Origin of the sequence: Pseudotabrizicola sp. L79 (genome assembly GCF_036553525.1) — a bacterium.
GTDB lineage: Bacteria > Pseudomonadota > Alphaproteobacteria > Rhodobacterales > Rhodobacteraceae > Pseudotabrizicola.
The window spans coordinates 35,359-55,994 of the sequence record NZ_JAZHDA010000053.1 but is presented as its reverse complement, the minus strand read 5'-3'; the positions used below and the strand labels follow the sequence as shown (position 1 = coordinate 55,994).

Sequence of the window (20,636 nt, the reverse complement as noted above, 5' to 3'; positions counted from 1 at the left end):
GAAGAATTGGGCGCTCTTCCCCCCGCGCCGGGGCTTCGATAGGCTGCGCATATGACAGCGCCGCGATTCATTCACCTTCGGGTCCATACGGAACATTCCCTGCTGGAAGGGGCGATTCCGGTCAAGAAACTGGTCAAACTGGCGGCCGCGGCCGAGATGCCCGCCATCGCCGTGACCGATACCAACAACATGTTCTGCGCGCTGGAATTTTCGGTGACCGCAATGGGGGCCGGGGTGCAGCCCATTGTCGGCTGCCAGATCAGCCTTGCCCATGATCCGGCCCAGCCCGGCGAAAAGCTGCGTCTGCCTGCCCCCATTGTCTTGCTGGCGCAAACCGAAGCCGGCTACATGAACCTGATGAAGCTGAACTCTTGTCTCTACCTCGACAAGGGCGGGCAGTTGACCCAAGTCAGCCTCGACGACCTTGCCGCCCACGCCGAAGGGCTGATCTGCCTGACTGGTGGCCCCGACGGCCCGCTGGGCCGCTTTCTGCGCCAGGGGCAGGACCCCAAGGCCCGCGCGCTGTTGCAACGCTTGGCTGCCATCTACCCCGACCGGCTGTATGTCGAATTGCAGCGCCACCCCGGCGAAGGTGGCAAACTGCCCGAGGCCGAGGCGCAAAGCGAGCGTGGCCTGATCGAGATGGCCTATGATATGGGCCTGCCGCTGGTGGCCACCAATGATGTCTATTTCCCCAAGGCCGAGATGTATGAGGCGCATGACGCGCTGATCTGCATCGCCGAGGGCGCCTATGTCGATCAGCAGCAGCCCCGCCGCCGCCTGACGCCGCAGCACTATTTCAAATCCGAAGCCGAAATGTGCGCCCTGTTCGCCGACCTGCCCGAGGCGCTGGAAAACACCGTCGAAATCGCCCGCCGCTGCGCCTTTGCCGCCTATAAGCGCAAGCCCATTCTGCCGAAATTCGCCGATGACGAGGTGGAGGAACTGCGCCGTCAGGCCTGGGAGGGGCTAGAGCGCCGCCTAGCCGTCATCCCGCTTGCCGCCAGCCGCGAGGATTACGAGGCCCGGCTGACCTTTGAACTCGACATCATCGAAAAGATGGGTTTCCCCGGCTATTTCCTGATCGTGGCCGACTTCATCAAATGGGGCAAACAGAACGGCATCCCCGTGGGGCCGGGCCGGGGGTCGGGGGCGGGCAGCCTTGTCGCCTATGTACTGACGATCACCGATCTTGACCCGCTGCGCTATGCCCTGCTGTTCGAACGCTTTCTGAACCCCGAGCGGGTCAGCATGCCCGACTTTGACATCGACTTCTGCATGGATCGCCGCGAAGAGGTGATCCGCTATGTGCAGGAGAAATATGGCCGCGAAAAGGTGGGCCAGATCATCACCTTCGGCGCGCTGTTGTCAAAAATGGCGGTGCGCGATGTGGGCCGCGTCTTGCAGATGTCTTACGGGCAGGTCGATAAGCTGGCCAAGCTGATCCCGGTCGAAGGCGTCAAACCCGTTTCGATCACCAAGGCGCTTGCCGATGAACCCCGCCTGCGCGAAGCCGCCAAGGAAGAGGTGGTGGGCCGCCTTCTGACCTATGCCGAACAGGTCGAGGGCCTGTATCGCAGCGCAGGCACCCATGCTGCGGGTGTGGTCATCGGCGACCGCCCGCTGGATGAATTGGTGCCGCTGTATCAAGACCCGCGCGCCGATATGCCCGCCACCCAGTTCAACATGAAATGGGTCGAACAGGCCGGGCTGGTGAAATTCGACTTTCTGGGCCTGAAAACCCTGACCGTCATCCAGAACGCGATCAGCCTGATCCTGAAGGGCGGTCGTCCGCTGCACATCGCCCAGGATGGGCGCAGGCTTTATGATCCGCCTGCCGGGGCCGAAAATGACATCGGCCACATCCCGCTGGATGACAAGGTCACCTATGATCTTTACGCCGCCGCCAAAACCGTGGCCGTGTTTCAGGTGGAAAGCTCGGGCATGATGGATGCGCTGCGGCGCATGAAGCCCACCTGTATCGAAGACATCGTGGCCCTTGTGGCGCTGTATCGCCCTGGCCCGATGGAAAACATCCCGGTCTATTGCGAGGTGAAGAACGGCCTGCGCCCGCTGGAATCGATTCATCCCACCATCGACCACATCCTTGAGGAAACCCAAGGCATCATCGTCTATCAGGAACAGGTGATGCAGATCGCGCAGGTCATGGCCGGCTACAGCCTTGGCGGGGCCGATCTCTTGCGCCGCGCCATGGGTAAGAAAATCGCCGAAGAAATGGCCAAGGAACGCCCGAAATTCATTCAGGGCGCCAAGGAAACCCATAATATCGACGCCAAAAAGGCGGGCGAGGTTTTCGACCTTCTGGAAAAATTCGCCAATTACGGCTTTAACAAATCACACGCCGCCGCCTATGCCGTGGTCAGCTATCAAACCGGCTGGCTCAAGGCGAACCACCCGGTTGAATTCATGGCCGGCGTCATGAATTGCGATATCCACCTGACCGACAAGCTGGCGATCTACAAGCGCGAGTTGGACAAGCTGGGCATTGAAACCGTGCCGCCCTGCGTCAACCGCTCGCTGGCCACCTTTGATGTCAAGGACGGCCGCGTCGTCTATGCGCTTGGCGCGCTGAAGAATGTGGGCGTTGACGCGATGCGCGCGATTGTTGAAGCGCGCCGGTCTGAAACCGGGGCGGACAAGCCCTTCAAGACGCTGTTTGATGTGGCCCGCCGGGTTGATTTGAAGAAGATAGGCAAGCGCCCCTTGGAAATGCTGGCCCGCGCCGGGGCCTTTGACCAACTTGACAGCAACCGCGCCCGCGTGTTCGAGGCGCTGGATGCACTGGTGGCCTATTCCGCCGCGATCCATGAGGCGCAATCCAGCAATCAGGTCAGCCTGTTCGGCGAGGCCGGGGCCGATATTCCCGAACCCCGCCTGCCGTTCCGCGACGACTGGTTGCCGATTGAACGGCTGACCCATGAACATCAGGCCGTTGGCTTTTACCTGACCGGGCATCCTTTGGATGATTACATGGGGGCGCTGCGGAAAAAGGATGTGAAAACGCTGACGGAACTTACCCATCTGGCACAGCGCGGGCCGCTGGTGGCCAAGCTGGCGGGGTCGGTGGCGTCAAAGCAGGAACGAAAAAGCGCCAAGGGCAACCGCTTTGCCTTTGTGCAACTGTCTGATCCGACTGGGCTTTATGAGGTGACGGTGTTTTCCGACGTGCTCGAAGCCGCGCGCGATCTGCTAGAGCCGGGCAAGAATGTGGTGCTGACCGTCAAGGCCGACCCGGATGGCGATGGCGTCAAGCTTTTGGCCAATGGTGTGCAGCCGATTGATGCGGTGGCCGCCGAAGTGGGGGCGTCTGACCTCAAGATCCACCTCAACCGCCCCGAGGTCTTGCCCGCCCTTGCCGAATTGTTGGGCAAGGTCACGGGCCGCAACCGGGCCGAAATCTATGTTTGCGTGGCCTGCGATGACGGGCAAGAGATCGACCTGAAGCTGCCCAAACCCTATCCGATCACCCCCCAGATCAAGGGCGCGATCAAGGCGATGAATGGGGTCGTGATGGTCGAAGACCTGTAAATGTGTCGCAAACCCGTAGGTCGGGCTTCAGCCCGCCTCCCCCCAAAGAAACCTTAGCGACGGGTTAAACAGAGACGCTGCAAAAGAAAACGCGCGCCCAAGGGCGCGCGTTTTTGATTTCAGGCTGGTGCCCCGATCCTCAGGCCAGCGACGGATCAATCGTCTTGCAGGCCGCAACCAGGCCCTTCACGGCATCGATCGACTTGTCCATCATCGCCTGTTCGTCTGCGTTCAGCTTGATGTTCACGACCTTCTCGATACCACCGGCCCCGATGATCGTCGGCACGCCGACATACATCCCATCCAGTCCATAAGCACCCTTAACAAAGGCCGCGCAGGGCAGCAGGCGCTTTTGATCCTTCAGGTAGGCCTCTGCCATCTCGATGGCCGAAGTCGCGGGCGCGTAATAGGCCGAGCCGGTCTTCAGCAGGCCCACAATCTCGGCCCCGCCATCACGGGTGCGCTGCACGATGCCGTCCAGCTTTTCCTGCGTCGTCCAGCCCATCTCGACCAGATCGGGCAGCGGAATGCCGGCAACGGTGGAATACCGGGTCAGCGGCACCATCGTATCGCCATGGCCACCCAGAACAAAGGCGGTCACATCGCGCATCGAGACGTTGAATTCAACCGACAGGAAGTGGCGGAAACGGGCGGCATCCAGCACGCCAGCCATGCCCACGACTTTCTCGGCCGGCAGGCCCGAGAACTGCTGCAACGCCCAGACCATCGCATCCAGCGGGTTGGTGATGCAGATCACGAACGCGTTGGGGGCATGGGCCTTGATGCCTTCGCCGACCGACTTCATGACCTTGAGGTTGATCCCCAACAGGTCATCACGGCTCATCCCCGGCTTGCGCGGCACGCCTGCGGTCACGATGCAGACATCAGCGCCCGCAATATCGGCATAAGAGTTGGTGCCCTTGAGATTGGCATCAAAGCCTTCGACCGGGCCGCATTGCGCAAGGTCAAGCGCCTTACCCTGCGGGGTGCCTTCGGCGATGTCGAAAACGACGATATCGCCAAGTTCCTTGATTGCGGCGAGGTGGGCGAGTGTGCCGCCGATCTGGCCTGCGCCGATAAGGGCGATCTTGGGTCGTGCCATGAGTCCGGTCTCCCGTTCTGGTGAAGTTTCGCGGCATGGGGTAGCCCCTTCGTCCGCGTCTGGCAAGCGTTCCGTGCAGGTCATTGTATACAATTGTGTGCGGCAAATGGGGGCATGGGCTGGTCGCGGGCCGACGTTTGCGCTAACCCAAGCGGGCAAGGCGGAGGATGGCATGGACGGCATCTGGTTCTGGGCTGTGGCGGTGGTGGCCAGTGTGCTGGTGGGCATGGGCAAGGGGGGCTTGCCGGTGGTTGGCATGATGGGGGTGCCGGTTCTGTCGCTTGCGATTTCGCCGATTGCGGCGGCCGGTCTGTTGCTCCCGGTGTATGTGCTGTCTGACATGTTCGGCCTTTACGCCTATCGCCATGCCTTTGACCGTCGGGTGCTGGCGATTGTCGTGCCGGGGATGATGGCGGGCGTCGCCATCGGCTGGGCCACGGCGCATATGGTGCCGGAATGGGCGGTGACGACGCTGGTTGGGCTGATCGGTGGCGTCTTCGCGGTGAACGCGCTGGTGCGCAAGCCGGTTGATGGCCCGCCGCACCGGGCCAAAATCGTGCCTGGTCTGTTCTGGGGCACAATCGCGGGCTTTACCAGCTTTGTCAGCCACACTGGGGGGCCACCTTATCAGGTTTACACCTTGCCGTTGCGGATGACCAAAACCGTGTTTGCCGGCACCGCGACCATCGCCTTTGCCATCATCAATGCCGTCAAACTGGTGCCCTATTACGCATTGGATCAGTTGAATCCCGGCAATCTGAAAATCGCGGTTCTGCTGATGCCCCCGGCGGCGATTGCCGTTTTTGTGGGGGTGCGGCTGGTGAACTGGTTGCCGGAAAAGCTGTTTTTCCGGGTGGTCACCTGGGCCCTATTGGCCGTGTCTGTGAAACTGATCTGGGATGGCATTTCGGCCTAGCCGTTCTGGCCAGTTCTCTGGCGATCTTTGGGTGGATCAGGCAGGCAGTGGACATAGGCCAAGGCTGCGGCCAAGGCTGCTGGCCGAAGTGCGCATCGTCGGCGCTTGCTTGCAATAGCGTCAGAGCGCACCAAGGCTACCGCCTACCGGGCCGGGGCCCCGATTTTGCGCAGCGAGGGTTTCGTGGCGATGCCTGACGCCCTTTCCTTTTCTGGTCAAACCCGCTACGCAGCGCGCAATCACACGGACCGGGGTGCAACTCCCCGGTGGCTCTTCCGGCCGCCGATCCGCCGGACAACGCAGACGAATTGCGCGACACTGCCAAGGCGGACCCGCCCCTTGGCTGGGAGATATATTGATGAATTTTGACACCTATCGTCAGGAGTGGTTTGGCAATATCCGGGGCGATGTGCTTTCGGGCCTTGTCGTGGCGCTTGCCCTGATCCCCGAGGCGATTGCTTTTTCGCTGATCGCGGGGGTGGACCCCAAGGTTGGGCTTTACGCCAGCTTCTCGATCGCCGTGATCACCGCCTTTGTCGGCGGGCGACCGGGGATGATTTCGGCGGCTACTGCGGCGACGGCGGTGCTGATGGTCACGCTTGTGCGCGATCATGGGCTGGAATATCTGCTGGCGGCCACGGTCCTGGCGGGCTTGTTGCAGATTGTCATGGGCATGATGCGGCTGGGGGTTGTCATGCGGTTCGTGTCAAAATCGGTGATGACCGGCTTCGTGAATGCCCTCGCCATCCTGATCTTTCTGGCGCAGGTGCCTGAACTGGACCCGCGTCTGGTGTCGTGGATGACCTATGCCTTGGTGGCGGCGGCCCTGGCGATCATCTATCTTTTGCCGCGGGTGACGACGGTGGTGCCTTCGCCCCTTGTGGCGATTGTGGTGCTGACGGTGCTGACCCTCAGCTTTGGCTGGGATGTGCGCACTGTGGGCGACATGGGCGCCTTGCCCGACACATTGCCGATCTTTCTGATCCCCGATGTGCCGCTGACGTTCGAAACGCTGCAAATCATCTTTCCCTATTCCATCGCCGTGGCCGTGGTCGGGCTGCTGGAAAGCCTGATGACGCAGAACATCGTGGATGAAATGACCGACACCACCAGCAACCGCCATCAGGAATGCGTGGGGCAGGGGCTGGCCAATACGGCCACTGGCTTTATCGGCGGCATGGCAGGCTGTGCCATGATCGGCCAAAGCGTGATCAACGTCGGATCTGGCGGGCGTGGGCGGCTTTCGACCTTTGTGGCCGGGGCCATGCTGTTGGTGTTCTGCGTGGGCCTTGGCGGCTGGGTCAGCCAGATCCCGATGCCGGCGTTGGTGGCAATCATGATCATGGTCAGCATCGGCACCTTTAACTGGGGGTCGTTCAAGACCCTGCGCACCCATCCCACCAGCTCTTCGGTGGTGATGGTGGCAACGGTGGTGACCGTGGTCTGGACACATAATCTGGCGATTGGCGTGCTGGTGGGGGTGCTGTTGTCGGGCATCTTCTTTGCCGCCAAGATCGCGCAACTGTTCCGCGTGACCTCGGATATGGAAGACGGCGTGCGGACCTATCGGGTTGAAGGGCAACTGTTCTATGGATCAACCGAAGATCTGATGCGGGCCTTTGATTTCCGCGAGTCGGTGCGCCGCGTGGTGATTGATGTCAGCCGGGCGCATATCTGGGATATTTCATCGGTGCAGGCCCTGGACCTGGCGGTGGCCAAGTTCCGCCGGGGCGGCGCGCTGGTGGAAATCAAGGGCATGAACGCGGCATCCGAAACGCTGATGGACAAGCTGTCGTTGCGCGACAAGGACGATGTGCTGGATGACGGGATGCTGTCGCACTGACGGATGGGGCGGGCAAAATTGTGCCCGCCACAATTCGCCCCCTCGCCGCTTGCGGTTTTGGCGCGTAACCTGTGCCGATGATGCGCAAGATGACATTGGAACAGGCTCAGGCGTTGCCATATTGGCGCCGCCCCGAGGGGTTGTTGATCCTGATGGCGGCAGCGATGCCGCTGGCCTTTTCCACATGGTCTGCGCTGCTGAACAATTTCGTCATCGAGGTGGCAGGCTTTACCGGGGTTGAAATCGGCTGGCTGCATTCCGTGCGCGAGATTCCGGGCTTTTTGGCTATCGGCGTGATCCTGGTGCTGCTGGTGGTGCGCGAACAGGTTCTGGCGTTGGTCAGCCTGATCTTGCTGGGGGTGGCCAGCGCCCTGACAGCGCAGTTCCCCAGCCTTGGTGGCATCCTGTTCCTGACGCTGCTGTCGTCGATCGGCTTTCACTATTACGAAACAGTCAACCAAAGCCTGCAATTGCAATGGCTTAGCAAAGAGCGCGCACCACGGGTTCTGGGCTGGCTGGTGGCTGTGGGGTCGGGGTCCAGTCTGGTGGCCTATCTGGCGTTGGTCGCGCTGTGGGACAGTCTGGGGCTGTCTTATGACACGGTTTATATGGTGTCGGGTGGCTTGACGGCGCTGATCGCGGTGGTGGCCTTTTTCCTGTATCCGCAGTTTGAGGCGCCCGTGGCCCAGCACCGCAAGATGATCTTGCGCCGCAGGTATTGGCTTTATTATGCCATGCAATTCATGGCGGGCGCGCGCCGCCAGATCTTTGTCGTTTTTGCCGCGTTTATGATGGTCGAACGCTTTGGTATGGCCGTGCATCAGGTGACGGCGCTGTTCATTGTGAACTACATCGCCAATATGGCGGCGGGGCCGTTCATCGGCGGTTGGATTGGCCGCTTTGGCGACCGCAACATGATGCTGGTTCAATATGGCGGGCTGCTGATCGTTTTTCTGGCCTATGGCGGCATTTACGCCTTTGGCTGGGGCGTGGTGATTGCCAGTGTGCTTTATGTGCTGGACCATCTGTTTTTCGCGATGAACATCACGCTGAAAACCTATTTCCAGAAAATCGCTGATCCGGCCGATATTGCGCCGACGGCGGCGGTTGCCTTTACCATCAACCACATTGCGGCTGTGTTCTTGCCCGCTGGGCTTGGCTATCTGTGGGTGGTGTCGCCGGGGTCGGTGTTTTTGCTGGCTGCCGGAATGGCCTCTGTCTCGCTTGGGCTGGCCTGTCTGGTGCCGCGCGACCCTGCGCCGGGCTATGAGACGATTTTGGGCGGCGTCCGGCCTGCCGTGGTAGGCTGACTGGCGCTTTTTGCAGGCCCCGCTATATGCTGTAGCCACTGGCCGTATAAGGGGTGGCAATGGGCGTGATCAGCAGTGCTGTGCAGGGGTCTGTGGATGGGGTTCGCCATGGCTGATCCTGCGACAACGGGGCTGACCCATGATGTGATCGTGGTTGGGGCCGGGCCAGCAGGGGCCACGGCGGCGCGGGTGATGGCCCTGCGCGGGCTGCGGGTGGCATTGATCGACAAGGCGGCCTTTCCGCGTGACAAGCTGTGCGGTGGCGGTGTCACGGGGCGGGCGATGGGGCATCTGCGCGCGGCCTTTGACGATTTGCCCGAGGCGCTGTTCCATCGCTGTGATGACGTGCGGCTGATGGCCGGGGCGCGTGTGCTGGGGGTGGAAACCGACGGGCCGCCGCTGTTCATGACGATGCGCCGCGACTTTGACGCCGCCCTGCGGGCGCGGGCCATGGCTGCGGGGGCTGACGATTTTTGCGGTCAGCGCATTGCCGCGATGGATCTTGCAACCGGCACGCTGCGACTGACGGGCGGGGCCAAGGTGCGCGCGGCAGTGGTGATCGGGGCCGATGGTGTGAATTCGGCCGTGGCGCGGGCGCTGTTTGGTCGGGCGCAAGACCCCGCTCAAGTGGCCTTTGCGCTAGAGATCGAGGTGCCGGGTGCCACCTCGTCGCATCTTGAGTTGGATATGGTCGCGGCGCGGTGGGGCTATGGCTGGGATTTTCCCAAGGCGGGCGGGCGCACCCTTGGCATCGGTGGGGCCGCCCTGCGCAATGACGATTTGCCCCAAAGGTTTGACCAATGGCTGCGCGCCCGGGGCATCGACCCTGCACAGGTGCGCATCAAGGGCCACCATCTGCCGATGGGCGAGGTAAAGCAGGTGCCGGGGCGCGACCATGTGCTGTTGGTGGGCGATGCGGCGGGGCTGGTTGATCCGGTAACAGGCGAAGGCATCGGCTGGGCCGTGCATTCGGGGCAACTGGCGGCCGAGGCTGCGATCGAGGCGCTGAGTTTGGGCCGGCCAGAACGGACCCTGGCCCTGTATCAGGCGCGGGCGGCGCATATGATGCGCGAATTGCGGCGGGCGCGGCTGGTGGCCAAGATCGTTTATCACCCGCGTTTGCAGCCGCGTTTTCTGGATGTGATGGCGCAGTCGCGCCACACCCGGCGGCGCTATCTTGATCTGTTGGGTGGCAAGATGGATTACGTCGATCTGGGGCCTGCGCGGCTGGCGCGGCTGGCTTTGCGGCTGTTGTTGCGCCGGGGTGGCCCTGCTGCGGGTTGACGCCCCCTTCGCCGGGGGCTAACCCGCAAGACATGCCCAAACCCCGGAGTTGCGACGATGCCCACCTATTCCGCCCTGACCACCCTGCCCGGAGAGGATGCGGCCGAGGCCCTTGGCGATGCGCTGGAGCGGATGGAGCCAACACCCGAAGGTGTGGGCGTGTTCGAGATCGAAGACGGCTCGGGCCTGTGGGAAGTGGGCGCCTATTTCCTTGAAGCGCCGAACGGGGCGGTTCTGGAATTGCTGGCCGTGGCCTTTGGCGCCAAATCCTTTGTCGTCTCGGAAGTGCCCGAAATTGACTGGGTGGCCCATGTGCGCCGCGAACTGGCCCCGGTCGAGGCCGGGCGGTTTTTTGTCTTTGGCAGCCATGATGCCGACAAGGTGCCTGCCGACAAGGTGGCCCTTCAGATCGAGGCGACCGTGGCCTTTGGCACGGGCCATCATGGCACGACTTTGGGCTGTTTGCGCGCGTTCGACCGCCTGTTTGGCGATGGCTTTCGCCCGGCCCGCGTGGCCGATATCGGCTGTGGCACGGCTGTTCTGGCGATGGCGGCGGCAGCTGTGCTGCCCGAGGCTCTGGTGATTGCCAGCGACATCGACGAAGTGGCTGTGGATGTGGCGCGGGCCAATGTGGCGATCAACGGCTTGGAAGGCAGGGTCGAATGCCTTGAGGCGCCGGGCTTTGGCCATGCGCGTCTGGCCGAAGCGGCCCCCTTTGATCTGGTCTTTGCCAATATCCTGAAAGGGCCGCTGATCGAACTGGCACCGGATGTGGCAGCGCATCTGGCCCCGGGTGGCTTGGCCATTCTGTCGGGTCTTTTGGTGGTTCAGGCCGAATCAGTCACAGCTGCCTATGTCGCTGCGGGCCATGAACTAGCAGGGCGCGAAGATATTGGCGAATGGTCCACCCTTGTGGTGCGGCGAAACTGAGGCCTTTTAGAGACGCTCTGACAGATTTGCCCCAATTCCGCCACAATTGTGGTCTAACCAAGGCAGCGGTGGGGGTCGTCCACGGAGATATCGCTCATGTCCGACCCAGGGTTTGCTGAATTTCATAGCCGGATCGACAAGATCGAAAAGGCGCGTGCAAAAGGCTTTGGCTTCGAAGCGTCTGGAACGCTTGGCCGGTCGTTTTACACCCGAAAAAATCGCGGTTTCCGATTTCCCTATGCTGTGCTGCGCCAAAGTCTTGCCGTGCTGATCTGCGCGACGGTGATCAAGGCTGTGTTTCTTTATCAACTGGGCACAGCAGCCTATGACCAGCGCGTAGACAAGCTGATGGCAGGCGAGGGGGTTGACCGTATTGGTGGCTGGCTGATGCAGGCCGATCCGGTAACGCGGGCCGTATCCCATAAGCTGGGTTGGGTTCTGCGCGTCACCGAATAGGGGCACCACGGGCCGGGCCAGCGGGCCCTTTCAAAGGCAAGATATACAAAGGCCGCCACAGCAGATGCTTGGCGGCCGGTCGTCGTAAAGCGTAAGCGAACGGTCTTAGCGACCGATCATCTCGATATCACCACGGCACAAGCCGATATCGTCCAGTTCACGGTCGGTCAGTCTGGACAGGGCTTTGCGGGTGATACGGGCGTCGTTCCAGCCAGCGACCATGTCAAGCATGGTGCTGACGCCTTGAACGGCGCGGAAGATCGAGATGGCGCCGAACGGCGCCGGGCGGGACGTCTCAAAGGCGGCCATGGCGGTGATCCTCTTTCAAAACTGCTCATTGCGCAGGCAATCCTGCCTGTGCCTCGCCAAGTAATCGTGCTGCATGTGCAAAGCAAGTGGCTGCAATAGCAATGCAGCCATGCGAAAAACGCATAGGGAAATGCCACAAAATTGCCCAAATTCATGGGGTTTCCGCAGGTGGCCCGGCAACAGGTCGGCCAATCTGCGCGACATGTCGTATTTGCTGCGCTTGCATAACGGCTGCGTGACCAAAAGGCAACCACGACGTGACAGACCGTGCCTGCCCGGCTTTGCACTTGGCGGATGTTCTTGTTTCGTGCTATCGATGATGCAAAAGAAAAGGGCAGGTCTGGTATGCGCGTGTTGGGAATCGACCCGGGGTTAAGGAATCTTGGCTGGGGCGTGATTGATGTGGCGGGCGTTCGGATCACCCATGTGGCCAATGGGGTGCTGCATTCCGAAGGCGATGATCTGGCCCGGCGTCTGTGTTCCCTGCACGCGCAACTGACCGACGTGCTGCGCCTGCATGCGCCTGAAACCGCGGCGGTGGAACATACCTTTGTCAACAAGGATGCCGTGGCCACGCTGAAGCTGGGGCAGGCGCGCGGCATTGCCCTGCTGGTGCCGGCCCAGTTCGGCCTTGCGGTTGGGGAATATGCACCAAATGCTGTGAAAAAAACGGTGGTCGGCGTGGGTCATGCCGCTAAGGTGCAGGTCGATCATATGGTGCGGCTGCATTTGCCGGGGGTCAAGATTGCGGGGCCAGATGCGGCGGATGCCTTGGCGGTGGCGATCTGCCATGCCCATCATGTGCAATCTTCGGGCCGGCTGGAGGCCGCGTTGAAAAGGGCTGCGGGATGATTGGCAAGATTTCGGGACGGCTGGATTGGCGCGGCTCTGACCATGTGCTGATCGACGTGCGCGGGGTGGGTTATATCGTCTATGTCAGCGACCGCACGCTGTCGGCTTTGCCGGGCGTGGGAGAGGCGGTATCGCTTTATACCGAACTGATGGTGCGCGAAGATCTTTTGCAGCTATTCGGCTTTCCGACGATGCTGGAAAAGGAATGGCACAAGCTGTTGACCACGGTGCAAGGCGTGGGCGCCAAGGCCGCGATGGCAATTCTGGGCACTTTGGGGGCCGAGGGTGTGGCCCGCGCCATCACGCTGGGCGATGCCAAGGCCGTGCAATCAGCCCCCGGTGTGGGGCCAAAACTGGCGCAACGGGTGATTCTGGAGCTGAAATCCAAAGCACCATCGGTGATGGCGGCGGGGGTGCGGCTGTCGTCTCGGGCCGAGGCGGATGACTCGGTGATCGAGGAAGTGCCTGTGGCCAGGCCGACCCGCAAGCCCCCAAAGGTGGATGAAGCTGCGGTGCAGCGCGCAGCCTTTACCGCCGATGCCCTGTCGGCGCTGATCAACCTTGGCTATGGACAGGGGGACGCGGCGCAAGCCGTGGCGACGATCGCGGGCGAAGAGCCTGAGGCGGATACTGCCGCGCTGATCCGCAAGGCGCTGAAACTGTTGGCGCCGCGCTGACAGCCTAGGCCGCCAGGGGGCGCTGCCCCCTGACGCGGGGTTCTGCGAACCCCGCTGACCCCCGGAGTATTTTTGCCAAGATGAAGATCTTGATGAAGCTCTTGGCGGGGCGATGTGAATTGCCCATATCTGATGGCCGGAGGTGTATGATGGGCGGATATGTAAAGACCTTTATGCTGATGGCGGCGTTGACGGCGCTGTTCATGGGGTTGGGGGCCATGCTGGGCGGCACCACGGGCGCGGTGATTGCGCTGGTGGCGGCGGCGGGCATGAACCTGATGGGCTATTGGACTGCCGACAAGGCCGTTTTGTCGATGTCGGGTGCGCGCGCGGTTGACGAAAACTCGGCCCCGGCCTTGGTGCGGATGGTGCATCGGCTGGCCGATGGGGCCGGGATGCCGCGGCCCAAGGTTTATGTGATTGAAACGGACCAGCCCAATGCCTTTGCCACGGGGCGAAATCCCGAGAATGCGGCTGTGGCGGCGACCACAGGGCTGTTGCGCCGATTGACCGAGGAGGAGGTGGCGGCGGTGATGGCGCATGAATTGGCCCATATCCGCAACCGGGATACGCTGATCATGACGGTGACGGCGACCTTTGCGGGGGCGATCTCGATGCTGGCGAATTTCGCGCTGTTCTTTGGTGGGGATCGCGATCGCCCGGGGGGGCTGCTGGGCACTTTGGCCTTGATGATCCTGGCCCCGATGGCGGCGGCACTGGTGCAGATGGCGATTTCTAGGTCGCGCGAATATGAGGCCGACCGGGTGGGGGCAGAGATTTGCGGCAACCCGATTTGGCTGGCCGATGCCCTGCGCAAGATCGAGGCCTTTGCCAAAGGCATTGACAACAATGCGGCAGAGCGCAACCCGGCGATTGCGCATATGTTCATCATCAATCCGCTGCATGCCCATGCCCATGATGCGTTGTTTTCAACGCATCCGAACACAGCCAACCGGATTGCGGCGCTGGAGGCGATGCAGGCCCCGGTGCGGCAGAGTGGGATGCCGAAACTGGGCCGCGGGCGTGGCACGAAAGCGGGCCCCTGGGCCTGATCTGCGCTTGCCAAAGCTGCCGCGTTCAGGGAATGTTCACGCATGATGAACCCCGATCCCGCCTTGCGCCCTGACCGTTTGCCCGAAGATGCTGACCGCGCCCTGCGCCCTCAGGCGCTGGAGGAGTTTATCGGCCAGCACGAGGCGCGGGCCAATCTGCGCGTTTTTATTCAGGCGGCGCGGATGCGCGAAGAGGCGATGGACCACACGTTGTTCCATGGCCCCCCCGGCCTTGGCAAGACCACCTTGGCGCAGATCATGGCGCGCGAACTGGGGGTGGGCTTTCGCATGACCAGTGGGCCAGTGCTGGCCAAGCCCGGTGATCTGGCGGCGATCCTGACCAATCTGGAGCCGCGCGATGTGTTGTTCATCGATGAGATTCACCGGCTGAGCCCGGTGGTCGAGGAGGTGCTTTATCCGGCGATGGAGGATTTTGCGCTGGATCTGGTGATTGGCGAGGGGCCAGCAGCACGGACGGTGCGTATTGATTTGCAGCCCTTTACGCTGGTGGGGGCGACAACGCGGTTGGGGCTGCTGACCACGCCGCTGCGCGACCGGTTTGGCATTCCCACCCGCTTGCAGTTTTACACCGAAGCCGAGTTGAACGAGATCGTGACGCGGGGCGCGCGCTTGCTGGGGGTGGTGGCCGAGCCCGAGGGCTGTCTGGAGATCGCCCGCCGGGCGCGCGGCACGCCCCGGATCGCCGGGCGCTTGCTGCGGCGGGTGGTGGATTTCGCCATGGTCGAAGAAGGGGGGCGGATCAGCCGGGCGTTGGCTGATCGGGCGCTGACGCGGCTGGGGGTGGACCATCTGGGCCTTGATGGGGCCGACCGGCGCTATCTGGTGCTGTTGGCCGAGAATTATGGGGGTGGGCCGGTGGGAGTGGAAACCATAGCTGCCGCCCTGTCAGAGCCGCGTGATGCGATTGAAGAGGTGATCGAACCCTATCTGTTGCAACAGGGCCTGATCCAGCGCACGCCGCGTGGGCGGATGCTGGGGGCCAAGGCCTGGCGGCATCTGGGGCTGGAGGCACCGCGCGCGCCGGGGCATACGGATTTGTTTGAGGGCTGAGGGTGTTGTGCGGGGGGGCTGCACGTGCTGCCCCCGCCCCATCTGCCACAAAATTATCACGCGGATACAGGGGGTTGAGGTCTGATCCAATATGTCATGGCGTCGGGGCCGATGCGGTGCTGGCTGTAGAGGGCGAAGCGCGGGCTATCTGCCAGTGCGGTCAGGCCGAGGGGGCCAAGGGCCGGGGTGCCTTCGGCGCCGATCAGGGTGCCGGCGCTGAAGTGCACGATGTCATCCACCAGATCGTCGCGTAAAAGCGCCGCCGCAATCGTGCCGCCGCCTTCTGAAAGGATGCGGGTCAGGCCCTGTTCGGCAAGGATGCCGAGGGCTGATCTTAGGTTCAGATGGCCCGCAAGGGTGGGGCAGGCCAGCAGGTGGGCGCCGGTTTGGCGCCAAGCGGCTTGGCGGGGCGCAGCAGCCCCGGCCGCGTGCAGCACCCAGACGGGGCTGTGGGGCGCGCTGCGGCCAAGGCGGCTGTCGGGGCTGTGGCGCAAGTGCTGATCCAGCAGAATTCGGATCGGTTGGTGGCTGGCACCAATGTCGCGGGCGGTAAGGTCGGGGTCATCGGCAAGCGCGGTGCCAGAGCCGACCATGACGGCATCATGGGTCAGGCGCAGCATGTGGACATGACGCCGTGCCAGTGGCCCGGTGATCCAGCGGCTTTCGCCTGCGGCTGTTGCGATGCGACCGTCGAGTGTGGTGGCGAGTTTCAGCGTGACCATCGGCAGGCCCTGGGTCACGCGTTTCAAAAAGCCGGCGTTCAGTTGCCGCGCCTGATCGGAAAGCACATTTTCTGTGACGCTGATCCCTGCGTCCCGCAACATCTGGTGGCCGCGCCCGGCAACACGGGGGTCTGGGTCGGTAAGGGCTGTGACCACGCGGGCCAGGCCTGCGTCGATCAGACCCTGGGCGCAGGGCGGGGTTTTGCCGTGATGGGCGCAGGGTTCCAGCGTGACATAAGCCGTGGCACCACGCGCGTCGCCCGCCTGATCCAGCGCGCGGCGTTCGGCATGGGGGCGGCCTCCGGGTTGGGTCCAGCCGCGGCCAAGAATGCGGCCCTCGCGCACGATCACACAGCCGACGGCGGGGTTGGGCCATGTGCGGCCAAGCCCCCGCGCGGCAAGCGCGAGGGCGTGGGACATATGCGACAGGTCGGCGTCCGAGACGCTCACTCGTCGGCCTTTTCTCCGGGCCGGAGTTCGCTGACGAATTTGTCGAAATCGTCTGCCGCCTGGAAGTTCTTGTAAACGCTGGCAAAACGCACATAGGCGACGGTGTCGATCCGGGCCAGACTTTCCATCACGATCTCGCCGATGGTGCGGCTGGGGATGTCGGTTTCGCCCAGGGATTCCAGACGGCGCACGATGCCAGAGATCATCTGGTCGATCCGCTCGGGGTCGATGGGGCGTTTTTGCATGGCGATGCGGATCGAGCGTTCCAGCTTGTCACGGTCGAAATCTTCGCGTTTTCCACTGGTTTTGACCACCACAAGATCGCGCAATTGCACGCGTTCATAGGTGGTGAACCGGCCCCCGCAGGCCGGGCAAAAGCGGCGGCGCCGGATGGCGACGTGATCTTCGGCCGGACGCGAGTCCTTTACCTGGGTGTCGATATTGCCGCAGAATGGGCAGCGCATGGGCCCCCTCCTTGCTTGTCGTTTCTATGCCTGCCTCAAACCCCGGTGTGCCCCGGGTGTTTACCCACAGACTATAGGGGCAAATCGTCGATTTCGCCTAGTGCGGAATTCTGGCCCCCTGATCTGGTGGACAATGTGTGGCGCTGCGGACTCAGACCCGGCGGCGATCTGTGGGTTTTCCGTGGTTTCTGGGTGGTGCATCTGTGGTGCATCTGTGGTCACAGCAGATCAAAGATCATGGGCTTCAAGCTGTGGCTGCGATGGTCGTCAGTTCGGTTTGCGCAGCCTCTGCCGCTCTTCGATAGAGCCACCGAAGTCCGAGGTGAGCACGCTGTCGGCAAAATGCAGCTTGCCCGCACAGAGCCTGATCATCTCTTTCGCCGGCCCATGCGTCGGGTGCATCCCCGAAGCCTCTTGCTGAAACCCACAGGCCAACTTGGTCCGACTGTCCCAGTTGCTGTGATGCGCCGGGGCTATTTTTTTCGCTCGGCGCGTCGCTTTGAAGTTTCGTCACAAGGTCCGCCACCGCCGCAGTTCGGCTGAAAGCGATGCGCCAAGCCAGCAAGGCTGCGGGTTCCGACCCCGACGGCGATATTGTGGGTATCCCCGCAGCCGCCTTCTAACGATCTTCCACAGGGCCACTGAGGAAGCTGCCTGACCCCCGTTGCCGCAAGGTTTCGGGGGTCTTTTTTATGCGAATGCCAGCGAAAATAGCCGAACGGCTATCGGCACGATTTGCAGCGCAGTTCCGCCCGCAATGAACAGCAAGCCACGCCGCGCCCCGCGCGAAGACGCAAGCAAGTTCTGCACCATAGGAAGACGCAAGTTTTCTTCGCGGTCTTTTCCAGAGAACCTAGCAAGCCCAACGTTGATTGCGTCGTCTTCCTTCAAAATGACCGCGCGGGCCGTGATCCATGCCCCGACCAAGGTTATCGCCAAACCCAAGCCCGTAAGTATGTCCGCAGTCACGTTGTCCATGAAATGCCTTCGTTACTGCTGTCGCCCCGGCTGGTCGGTTTCAAGCCGAATGCGCCAGAACTTGCCCGAACGTTCGTAAACCGCTTCCGGCGTTAAGTCGTTGAAAATCTTCAACACGCCTTTGCCGACGCATAGGTTCGAAGACTTGTCGAAGTAAGCTAGGGTTTCATCTTGAAGCTGGAACAAGTGACTTGCAGCGGCTTCCTGATACAGGAAACCGTCGCGTTCATACTCTGCCAGCATCCAACGGGCGGCTTCGTCTTCCGTCATGCTTTTTTCGGCGCGACGTATTCTTGAAGCGTTTCTTGCTTAAAGAAAGACCGCTCACTTGAAGCGCCCTTGAACCATTCGCAGTAGTGACCACCATTCGTCAAATCGCTTGCGACCGTCATCGCGGGACCGCCTGATTTCAGTTGAACAATGTCGCCGGGTTTGAATTTCGCAGCCATGTGTGGTGTTAACCTCGCAAAAGTGGACTGTATCTAGTGCGAAAATAGGCGAAGCGTTGAAGTCGCGCTAGTGGTTAACCGCCGAAGTTGTTGCCGAAGTCTTTCGCCATGCCGACCCGCGCCGCAAGCCGGGCGTTCACGTTCGCGTGATCGTTTCCAGCCTGTCGCAGCGCCCGAAGGGCCGCTTTCATGGGTCATTCTGTCATGGGTAGATTGTGGGTAGAGAATTTCGACCTTGCGGATTATTGAGTGAAATCAATAACTTGCATAGGTTGAGTGGCAGCCCGTAGGGGAGTCGAACCCCTCTTTTCAGGTTGAAAACCTGACGTCCTAACCGATAGACGAACGGGCCACGTTCGGCGTGGGGCGGTCAATACTGGGCCTTCCTCTGACTCGCAAGAGGAAAAATGCACAAGTCATGTCACTTTGCGGGCCACTGGTGCTTTGCGGGCCACTGTCACTTTGCGGGGGCGGCGTCTTCGAGTTTCAGCTGCACCTTGGTGCGGCCGCCCCAGTGGTTCAGCTCTAGCCGACCGGTCAGGTGAAAGCGGCGGTGGCCGGGTTGGTCCAGCGCCGGGCCAAGCGGGCTGTCATAGGCGCCAAAGGCCATGGCCTCGATCTGCGGGCCGCTGCCATCGCCAAAGGTCAGCTTCAGGTGGCGCTCGCCCACCCGGCGCGGGCTGATCGCGACATCGGCAAAGGCAAAGCGCGGGGCGGGGGCAGATTGGCCAAAGGGGCCTGCGGCCTCGATCTGTTCGACAAAGCCGGGCGAGATGGCAGAGGTCATCAGCAGGCTGTCGATCCGCAGTTCACGCGGGCCCTCTTGCCCCGCGCCCTGCCGCCCCAGCAGTTCAGACAGGCGGGCCATGGCGGGCTCTAGCCTGGCCTGATCGACGGTCAGCCCGGCCGCCATGCGGTGGCCGCCGCCCTTGATCAGCAGCCCTTCGGCCGAGACGCGCTGCACCGCCGCGCCCAGATCGACCCCGGCGACCGACCGGCCCGAGCCTTTGCCCTCGCCGCCCTCTAGCCCGATGACCACGGCGGGGCGGTTGAACGCCTCTTTCAGACGGGCGGCGACGATGCCCACCACGCCGGGGTGCCACCCCTCTCCGGCGGCCCAGACCAACGGCGCATCCAGCCCGCGCGCCTCGGCCTGTGCCATCGCCTCTTCGCGCACCCGCTCGGTGATCTCGCGGCGCTCGGCGTTCAATTCTTCCAGACGGGCCGAGATGCTGGCGGCAAGGCGCGGATCGTCGGTCGCCAACAGCCGCGCGCCCAGATCGGCCTGCCCGATGCGCCCGCCCGCATTGATGCGCGGCCCCAGCACATAGCCAAGGGCATAGGGGGTGGGGGCTTGATCCATCCGCGCCGTATCGGCCAGCGCGACCAGCCCCACCCGTTCGCGCCGCGCCATGACCTTCAGCCCCTGCCGCACCAGCGCGCGGTTCACCCCGATCAGCGGGGCCACATCGGCAACCGTGGCCAGCGCCACCAGATCCAGCATCGCCATCAGGTCGGGGCCGGTCTGGCCCGTGGCGCGCAGGCGGCGATTGGCCTCGACCAGCATCAGAAACACCACCGAGGCGGCGCAGAGATGGCCAAGGCTGCCGTCTTCATCCTGCCGGTTCGGATTGACGACGGCCACGGCCGGGGGCAGGGTTTCGGCGCCAAGGTGGTGATCCAGCACGATCACATCGCAGCCCGCGGCGGCAATCGGCTCATGGCTTAGGGTGCCGCAATCGACGCAGATGATCAGATCATGGTCACGCCCCAGGGCCTGCATGGCGGGCACATTGGGACCATAGCCTTCGTCGATGCGGTCGGGGATATAGAGCGTGGCCTTGGCCCCCATGGCCCGCAGCCAGACCATCAGCAGAGCCGCGGACGATCCGCCATCCACGTCATAATCGGCAAAGATGGCAATGCGCTGGCGGTCTGAGAGGGCCTGCAGAAAGCGGTCGGCGGCAGGGGCCATATCGGCCAGCAGCAAGGGGTCGGGCAACAGGTCGCGCAGCGCGGGGGCCAGAAAACCTGCCGCATCGGCAGGGGCCACACCGCGCCGCACCAGCGTCTGGCACAGCGCCATCGGCAGGCGTGTTTCTTGCGCCATGGCCTCGGCCAGCCGGTCCTCCTCGGCCGAGGGGCCGACCCAGCGGCGACCGAGGATCGACTGCTCGACATGGAGAAAGGCGCGTTGGGTCATGGCTCTGGTTTGCCTCAGC

The 20,636-nt window shown here is 62.6% G+C and carries 19 protein-coding genes, 1 tRNA gene and 1 other annotated feature; of the genes, 11 read left to right on the top strand and 9 right to left on the bottom strand.

The genetic code is table 11. The annotated features are described in order from the left end of the window. Positions 1 to 51 precede the first annotated feature (51 nt). Positions 52 to 3,549 carry a DNA polymerase III subunit alpha gene (gene dnaE, locus V3C85_RS15175; protein ID WP_331796120.1) on the top strand — a complete coding sequence of 1,166 codons (3,498 nt, stop codon included), beginning with the start codon at positions 52 to 54 and terminating at the stop codon, positions 3,547 to 3,549. Between the two features lie 139 nt (positions 3,550 to 3,688). Here the strand turns inward: dnaE and mdh are convergent, their stop codons facing one another. Next, on the bottom strand, positions 3,689 to 4,651 hold the full coding sequence (gene mdh / locus V3C85_RS15170; protein ID WP_331796119.1) for a malate dehydrogenase: 963 nt from the start codon (positions 4,649 to 4,651) through the stop codon (positions 3,689 to 3,691). A gap of 172 nt (positions 4,652 to 4,823) precedes the next feature. Here mdh and V3C85_RS15165 point away from each other — a divergent pair, with 172 nt between their 5' ends. From V3C85_RS15165 to V3C85_RS15140, 6 genes are all read left to right on the top strand, one after another. After that, the gene (locus V3C85_RS15165) at positions 4,824 to 5,567 is read left to right on the top strand and encodes a sulfite exporter TauE/SafE family protein (protein ID WP_331796118.1); all 744 of its coding nucleotides are present in this window, start codon (positions 4,824 to 4,826) and stop codon (positions 5,565 to 5,567) included. 242 nt (positions 5,568 to 5,809) lie between these two features. Next, positions 5,810 to 5,867, top strand: a sequence feature (sul1 is cis-regulatory element that is thought to sense ions involved in sulfur or methionine metabolism; They are found in Alphaproteobacteria). Between the two features lie 58 nt (positions 5,868 to 5,925). Further along, complete coding sequence (locus V3C85_RS15160; protein ID WP_445942024.1) at positions 5,926 to 7,410, top strand: SulP family inorganic anion transporter; 1,485 nt, start codon at positions 5,926 to 5,928, stop codon at positions 7,408 to 7,410. A 77-nt stretch (positions 7,411 to 7,487) separates the two neighbouring features. Continuing rightward, the gene (locus tag V3C85_RS15155) at positions 7,488 to 8,720 is read left to right on the top strand and encodes an MFS transporter (protein ID WP_331796115.1); all 1,233 of its coding nucleotides are present in this window, start codon (positions 7,488 to 7,490) and stop codon (positions 8,718 to 8,720) included. Between the two features lie 108 nt (positions 8,721 to 8,828). Further along, positions 8,829 to 10,004, top strand: a complete 1,176-nt coding sequence (locus V3C85_RS15150; RefSeq protein WP_331796114.1) for a geranylgeranyl reductase family protein — start codon at positions 8,829 to 8,831, stop codon at positions 10,002 to 10,004. A gap of 57 nt (positions 10,005 to 10,061) precedes the next feature. Further along, positions 10,062 to 10,934, top strand: coding sequence for a 50S ribosomal protein L11 methyltransferase (locus V3C85_RS15145; protein ID WP_331796113.1), 873 nt, complete (start codon positions 10,062 to 10,064; stop codon positions 10,932 to 10,934). Between the two features lie 96 nt (positions 10,935 to 11,030). After that, a complete protein-coding gene (locus V3C85_RS15140) occupies positions 11,031 to 11,390 on the top strand; it encodes a hypothetical protein (RefSeq protein ID WP_331796112.1) in 360 nt (119 codons plus the stop codon). 105 nt (positions 11,391 to 11,495) lie between these two features. On the opposite strand, the gene V3C85_RS15135 is transcribed toward V3C85_RS15140, so the two are convergent. After that, positions 11,496 to 11,699, bottom strand: a complete 204-nt coding sequence (locus V3C85_RS15135) for a DUF1127 domain-containing protein (RefSeq protein WP_331796111.1) — start codon at positions 11,697 to 11,699, stop codon at positions 11,496 to 11,498. A 345-nt stretch (positions 11,700 to 12,044) separates the two neighbouring features. Here V3C85_RS15135 and ruvC point away from each other — a divergent pair, with 345 nt between their 5' ends. From ruvC to ruvB, 4 genes are all read left to right on the top strand, one after another. Continuing rightward, positions 12,045 to 12,551: a crossover junction endodeoxyribonuclease RuvC gene (ruvC, locus tag V3C85_RS15130; protein ID WP_331796110.1), complete on the top strand. Its 507-nt coding sequence runs from the start codon at positions 12,045 to 12,047 to the stop codon at positions 12,549 to 12,551. Beyond that, complete coding sequence (gene ruvA, locus V3C85_RS15125; protein WP_331796109.1) at positions 12,548 to 13,228, top strand: Holliday junction branch migration protein RuvA; 681 nt, start codon at positions 12,548 to 12,550, stop codon at positions 13,226 to 13,228. The genes ruvC and ruvA overlap by 4 nt, the downstream gene beginning before the upstream one ends. A gap of 149 nt (positions 13,229 to 13,377) precedes the next feature. Beyond that, positions 13,378 to 14,280: a zinc metalloprotease HtpX gene (htpX, locus tag V3C85_RS15120; RefSeq protein WP_331796108.1), complete on the top strand. Its 903-nt coding sequence runs from the start codon at positions 13,378 to 13,380 to the stop codon at positions 14,278 to 14,280. 42 nt (positions 14,281 to 14,322) lie between these two features. Then, positions 14,323 to 15,351: a Holliday junction branch migration DNA helicase RuvB gene (gene ruvB, locus V3C85_RS15115; protein WP_331796107.1), complete on the top strand. Its 1,029-nt coding sequence runs from the start codon at positions 14,323 to 14,325 to the stop codon at positions 15,349 to 15,351. 56 nt (positions 15,352 to 15,407) lie between these two features. Here the strand turns inward: ruvB and ribD are convergent, their stop codons facing one another. The 7 genes from ribD to recJ all read right to left on the bottom strand — a co-directional run bounded on the left by ribD (position 15,408) and on the right by recJ (position 20,617). Further along, entirely contained in the window at positions 15,408 to 16,493 is a 1,086-nt protein-coding gene (gene ribD, locus V3C85_RS15110) for a bifunctional diaminohydroxyphosphoribosylaminopyrimidine deaminase/5-amino-6-(5-phosphoribosylamino)uracil reductase RibD (protein WP_331796806.1), read from the bottom strand. Positions 16,494 to 16,519: 26 nt separating this feature from the next. Further along, the gene (gene nrdR, locus V3C85_RS15105; RefSeq protein ID WP_331796105.1) at positions 16,520 to 16,987 is read right to left on the bottom strand and encodes a transcriptional regulator NrdR; all 468 of its coding nucleotides are present in this window, start codon (positions 16,985 to 16,987) and stop codon (positions 16,520 to 16,522) included. A gap of 690 nt (positions 16,988 to 17,677) precedes the next feature. Then, positions 17,678 to 17,965 carry a hypothetical protein gene (locus tag V3C85_RS15100; protein WP_331796104.1) on the bottom strand — a complete coding sequence of 96 codons (288 nt, stop codon included), beginning with the start codon at positions 17,963 to 17,965 and terminating at the stop codon, positions 17,678 to 17,680. Between the two features lie 12 nt (positions 17,966 to 17,977). Next, on the bottom strand, positions 17,978 to 18,235 hold the full coding sequence (locus V3C85_RS15095; RefSeq protein WP_331796103.1) for a DUF6953 family protein: 258 nt from the start codon (positions 18,233 to 18,235) through the stop codon (positions 17,978 to 17,980). Continuing rightward, positions 18,232 to 18,414 (bottom strand): YodC family protein, encoded by a 183-nt coding sequence (locus V3C85_RS15090; RefSeq protein ID WP_331796102.1) that lies wholly within the window; start codon positions 18,412 to 18,414, stop codon positions 18,232 to 18,234. The genes V3C85_RS15095 and V3C85_RS15090 overlap by 4 nt, the downstream gene beginning before the upstream one ends. A 277-nt stretch (positions 18,415 to 18,691) precedes the next feature. Continuing rightward, a tRNA-Glu gene (locus V3C85_RS15085) sits at positions 18,692 to 18,766 on the bottom strand. 105 nt (positions 18,767 to 18,871) lie between these two features. Then, positions 18,872 to 20,617 carry a single-stranded-DNA-specific exonuclease RecJ gene (recJ, locus tag V3C85_RS15080; protein WP_331796101.1) on the bottom strand — a complete coding sequence of 582 codons (1,746 nt, stop codon included), beginning with the start codon at positions 20,615 to 20,617 and terminating at the stop codon, positions 18,872 to 18,874. Positions 20,618 to 20,636: the final 19 nt, after the last annotated feature.

Coding starts and splice junctions, on each gene's coding strand:
- dnaE (WP_331796120.1), top strand. CDS start 52: ATGACAGCGCCGCGATTCATTCACCTTCGGGTCCATACGGAACATTCC.
- mdh (WP_331796119.1), bottom strand. CDS start 4,651: ATGGCACGACCCAAGATCGCCCTTATCGGCGCAGGCCAGATCGGCGGC.
- V3C85_RS15165 (WP_331796118.1), top strand. CDS start 4,824: ATGGACGGCATCTGGTTCTGGGCTGTGGCGGTGGTGGCCAGTGTGCTG.
- V3C85_RS15160 (WP_445942024.1), top strand. CDS start 5,926: ATGAATTTTGACACCTATCGTCAGGAGTGGTTTGGCAATATCCGGGGC.
- V3C85_RS15155 (WP_331796115.1), top strand. CDS start 7,488: ATGATGCGCAAGATGACATTGGAACAGGCTCAGGCGTTGCCATATTGG.
- V3C85_RS15150 (WP_331796114.1), top strand. CDS start 8,829: ATGGCTGATCCTGCGACAACGGGGCTGACCCATGATGTGATCGTGGTT.
- V3C85_RS15145 (WP_331796113.1), top strand. CDS start 10,062: ATGCCCACCTATTCCGCCCTGACCACCCTGCCCGGAGAGGATGCGGCC.
- V3C85_RS15140 (WP_331796112.1), top strand. CDS start 11,031: ATGTCCGACCCAGGGTTTGCTGAATTTCATAGCCGGATCGACAAGATC.
- V3C85_RS15135 (WP_331796111.1), bottom strand. CDS start 11,699: ATGGCCGCCTTTGAGACGTCCCGCCCGGCGCCGTTCGGCGCCATCTCG.
- ruvC (WP_331796110.1), top strand. CDS start 12,045: ATGCGCGTGTTGGGAATCGACCCGGGGTTAAGGAATCTTGGCTGGGGC.
- ruvA (WP_331796109.1), top strand. CDS start 12,548: ATGATTGGCAAGATTTCGGGACGGCTGGATTGGCGCGGCTCTGACCAT.
- htpX (WP_331796108.1), top strand. CDS start 13,378: ATGGGCGGATATGTAAAGACCTTTATGCTGATGGCGGCGTTGACGGCG.
- ruvB (WP_331796107.1), top strand. CDS start 14,323: ATGATGAACCCCGATCCCGCCTTGCGCCCTGACCGTTTGCCCGAAGAT.
- ribD (WP_331796806.1), bottom strand. CDS start 16,493: ATGTCCCACGCCCTCGCGCTTGCCGCGCGGGGGCTTGGCCGCACATGG.
- nrdR (WP_331796105.1), bottom strand. CDS start 16,987: ATGCGCTGCCCATTCTGCGGCAATATCGACACCCAGGTAAAGGACTCG.
- V3C85_RS15100 (WP_331796104.1), bottom strand. CDS start 17,965: ATGGACAACGTGACTGCGGACATACTTACGGGCTTGGGTTTGGCGATA.
- V3C85_RS15095 (WP_331796103.1), bottom strand. CDS start 18,235: ATGACGGAAGACGAAGCCGCCCGTTGGATGCTGGCAGAGTATGAACGC.
- V3C85_RS15090 (WP_331796102.1), bottom strand. CDS start 18,414: ATGGCTGCGAAATTCAAACCCGGCGACATTGTTCAACTGAAATCAGGC.
- recJ (WP_331796101.1), bottom strand. CDS start 20,617: ATGACCCAACGCGCCTTTCTCCATGTCGAGCAGTCGATCCTCGGTCGC.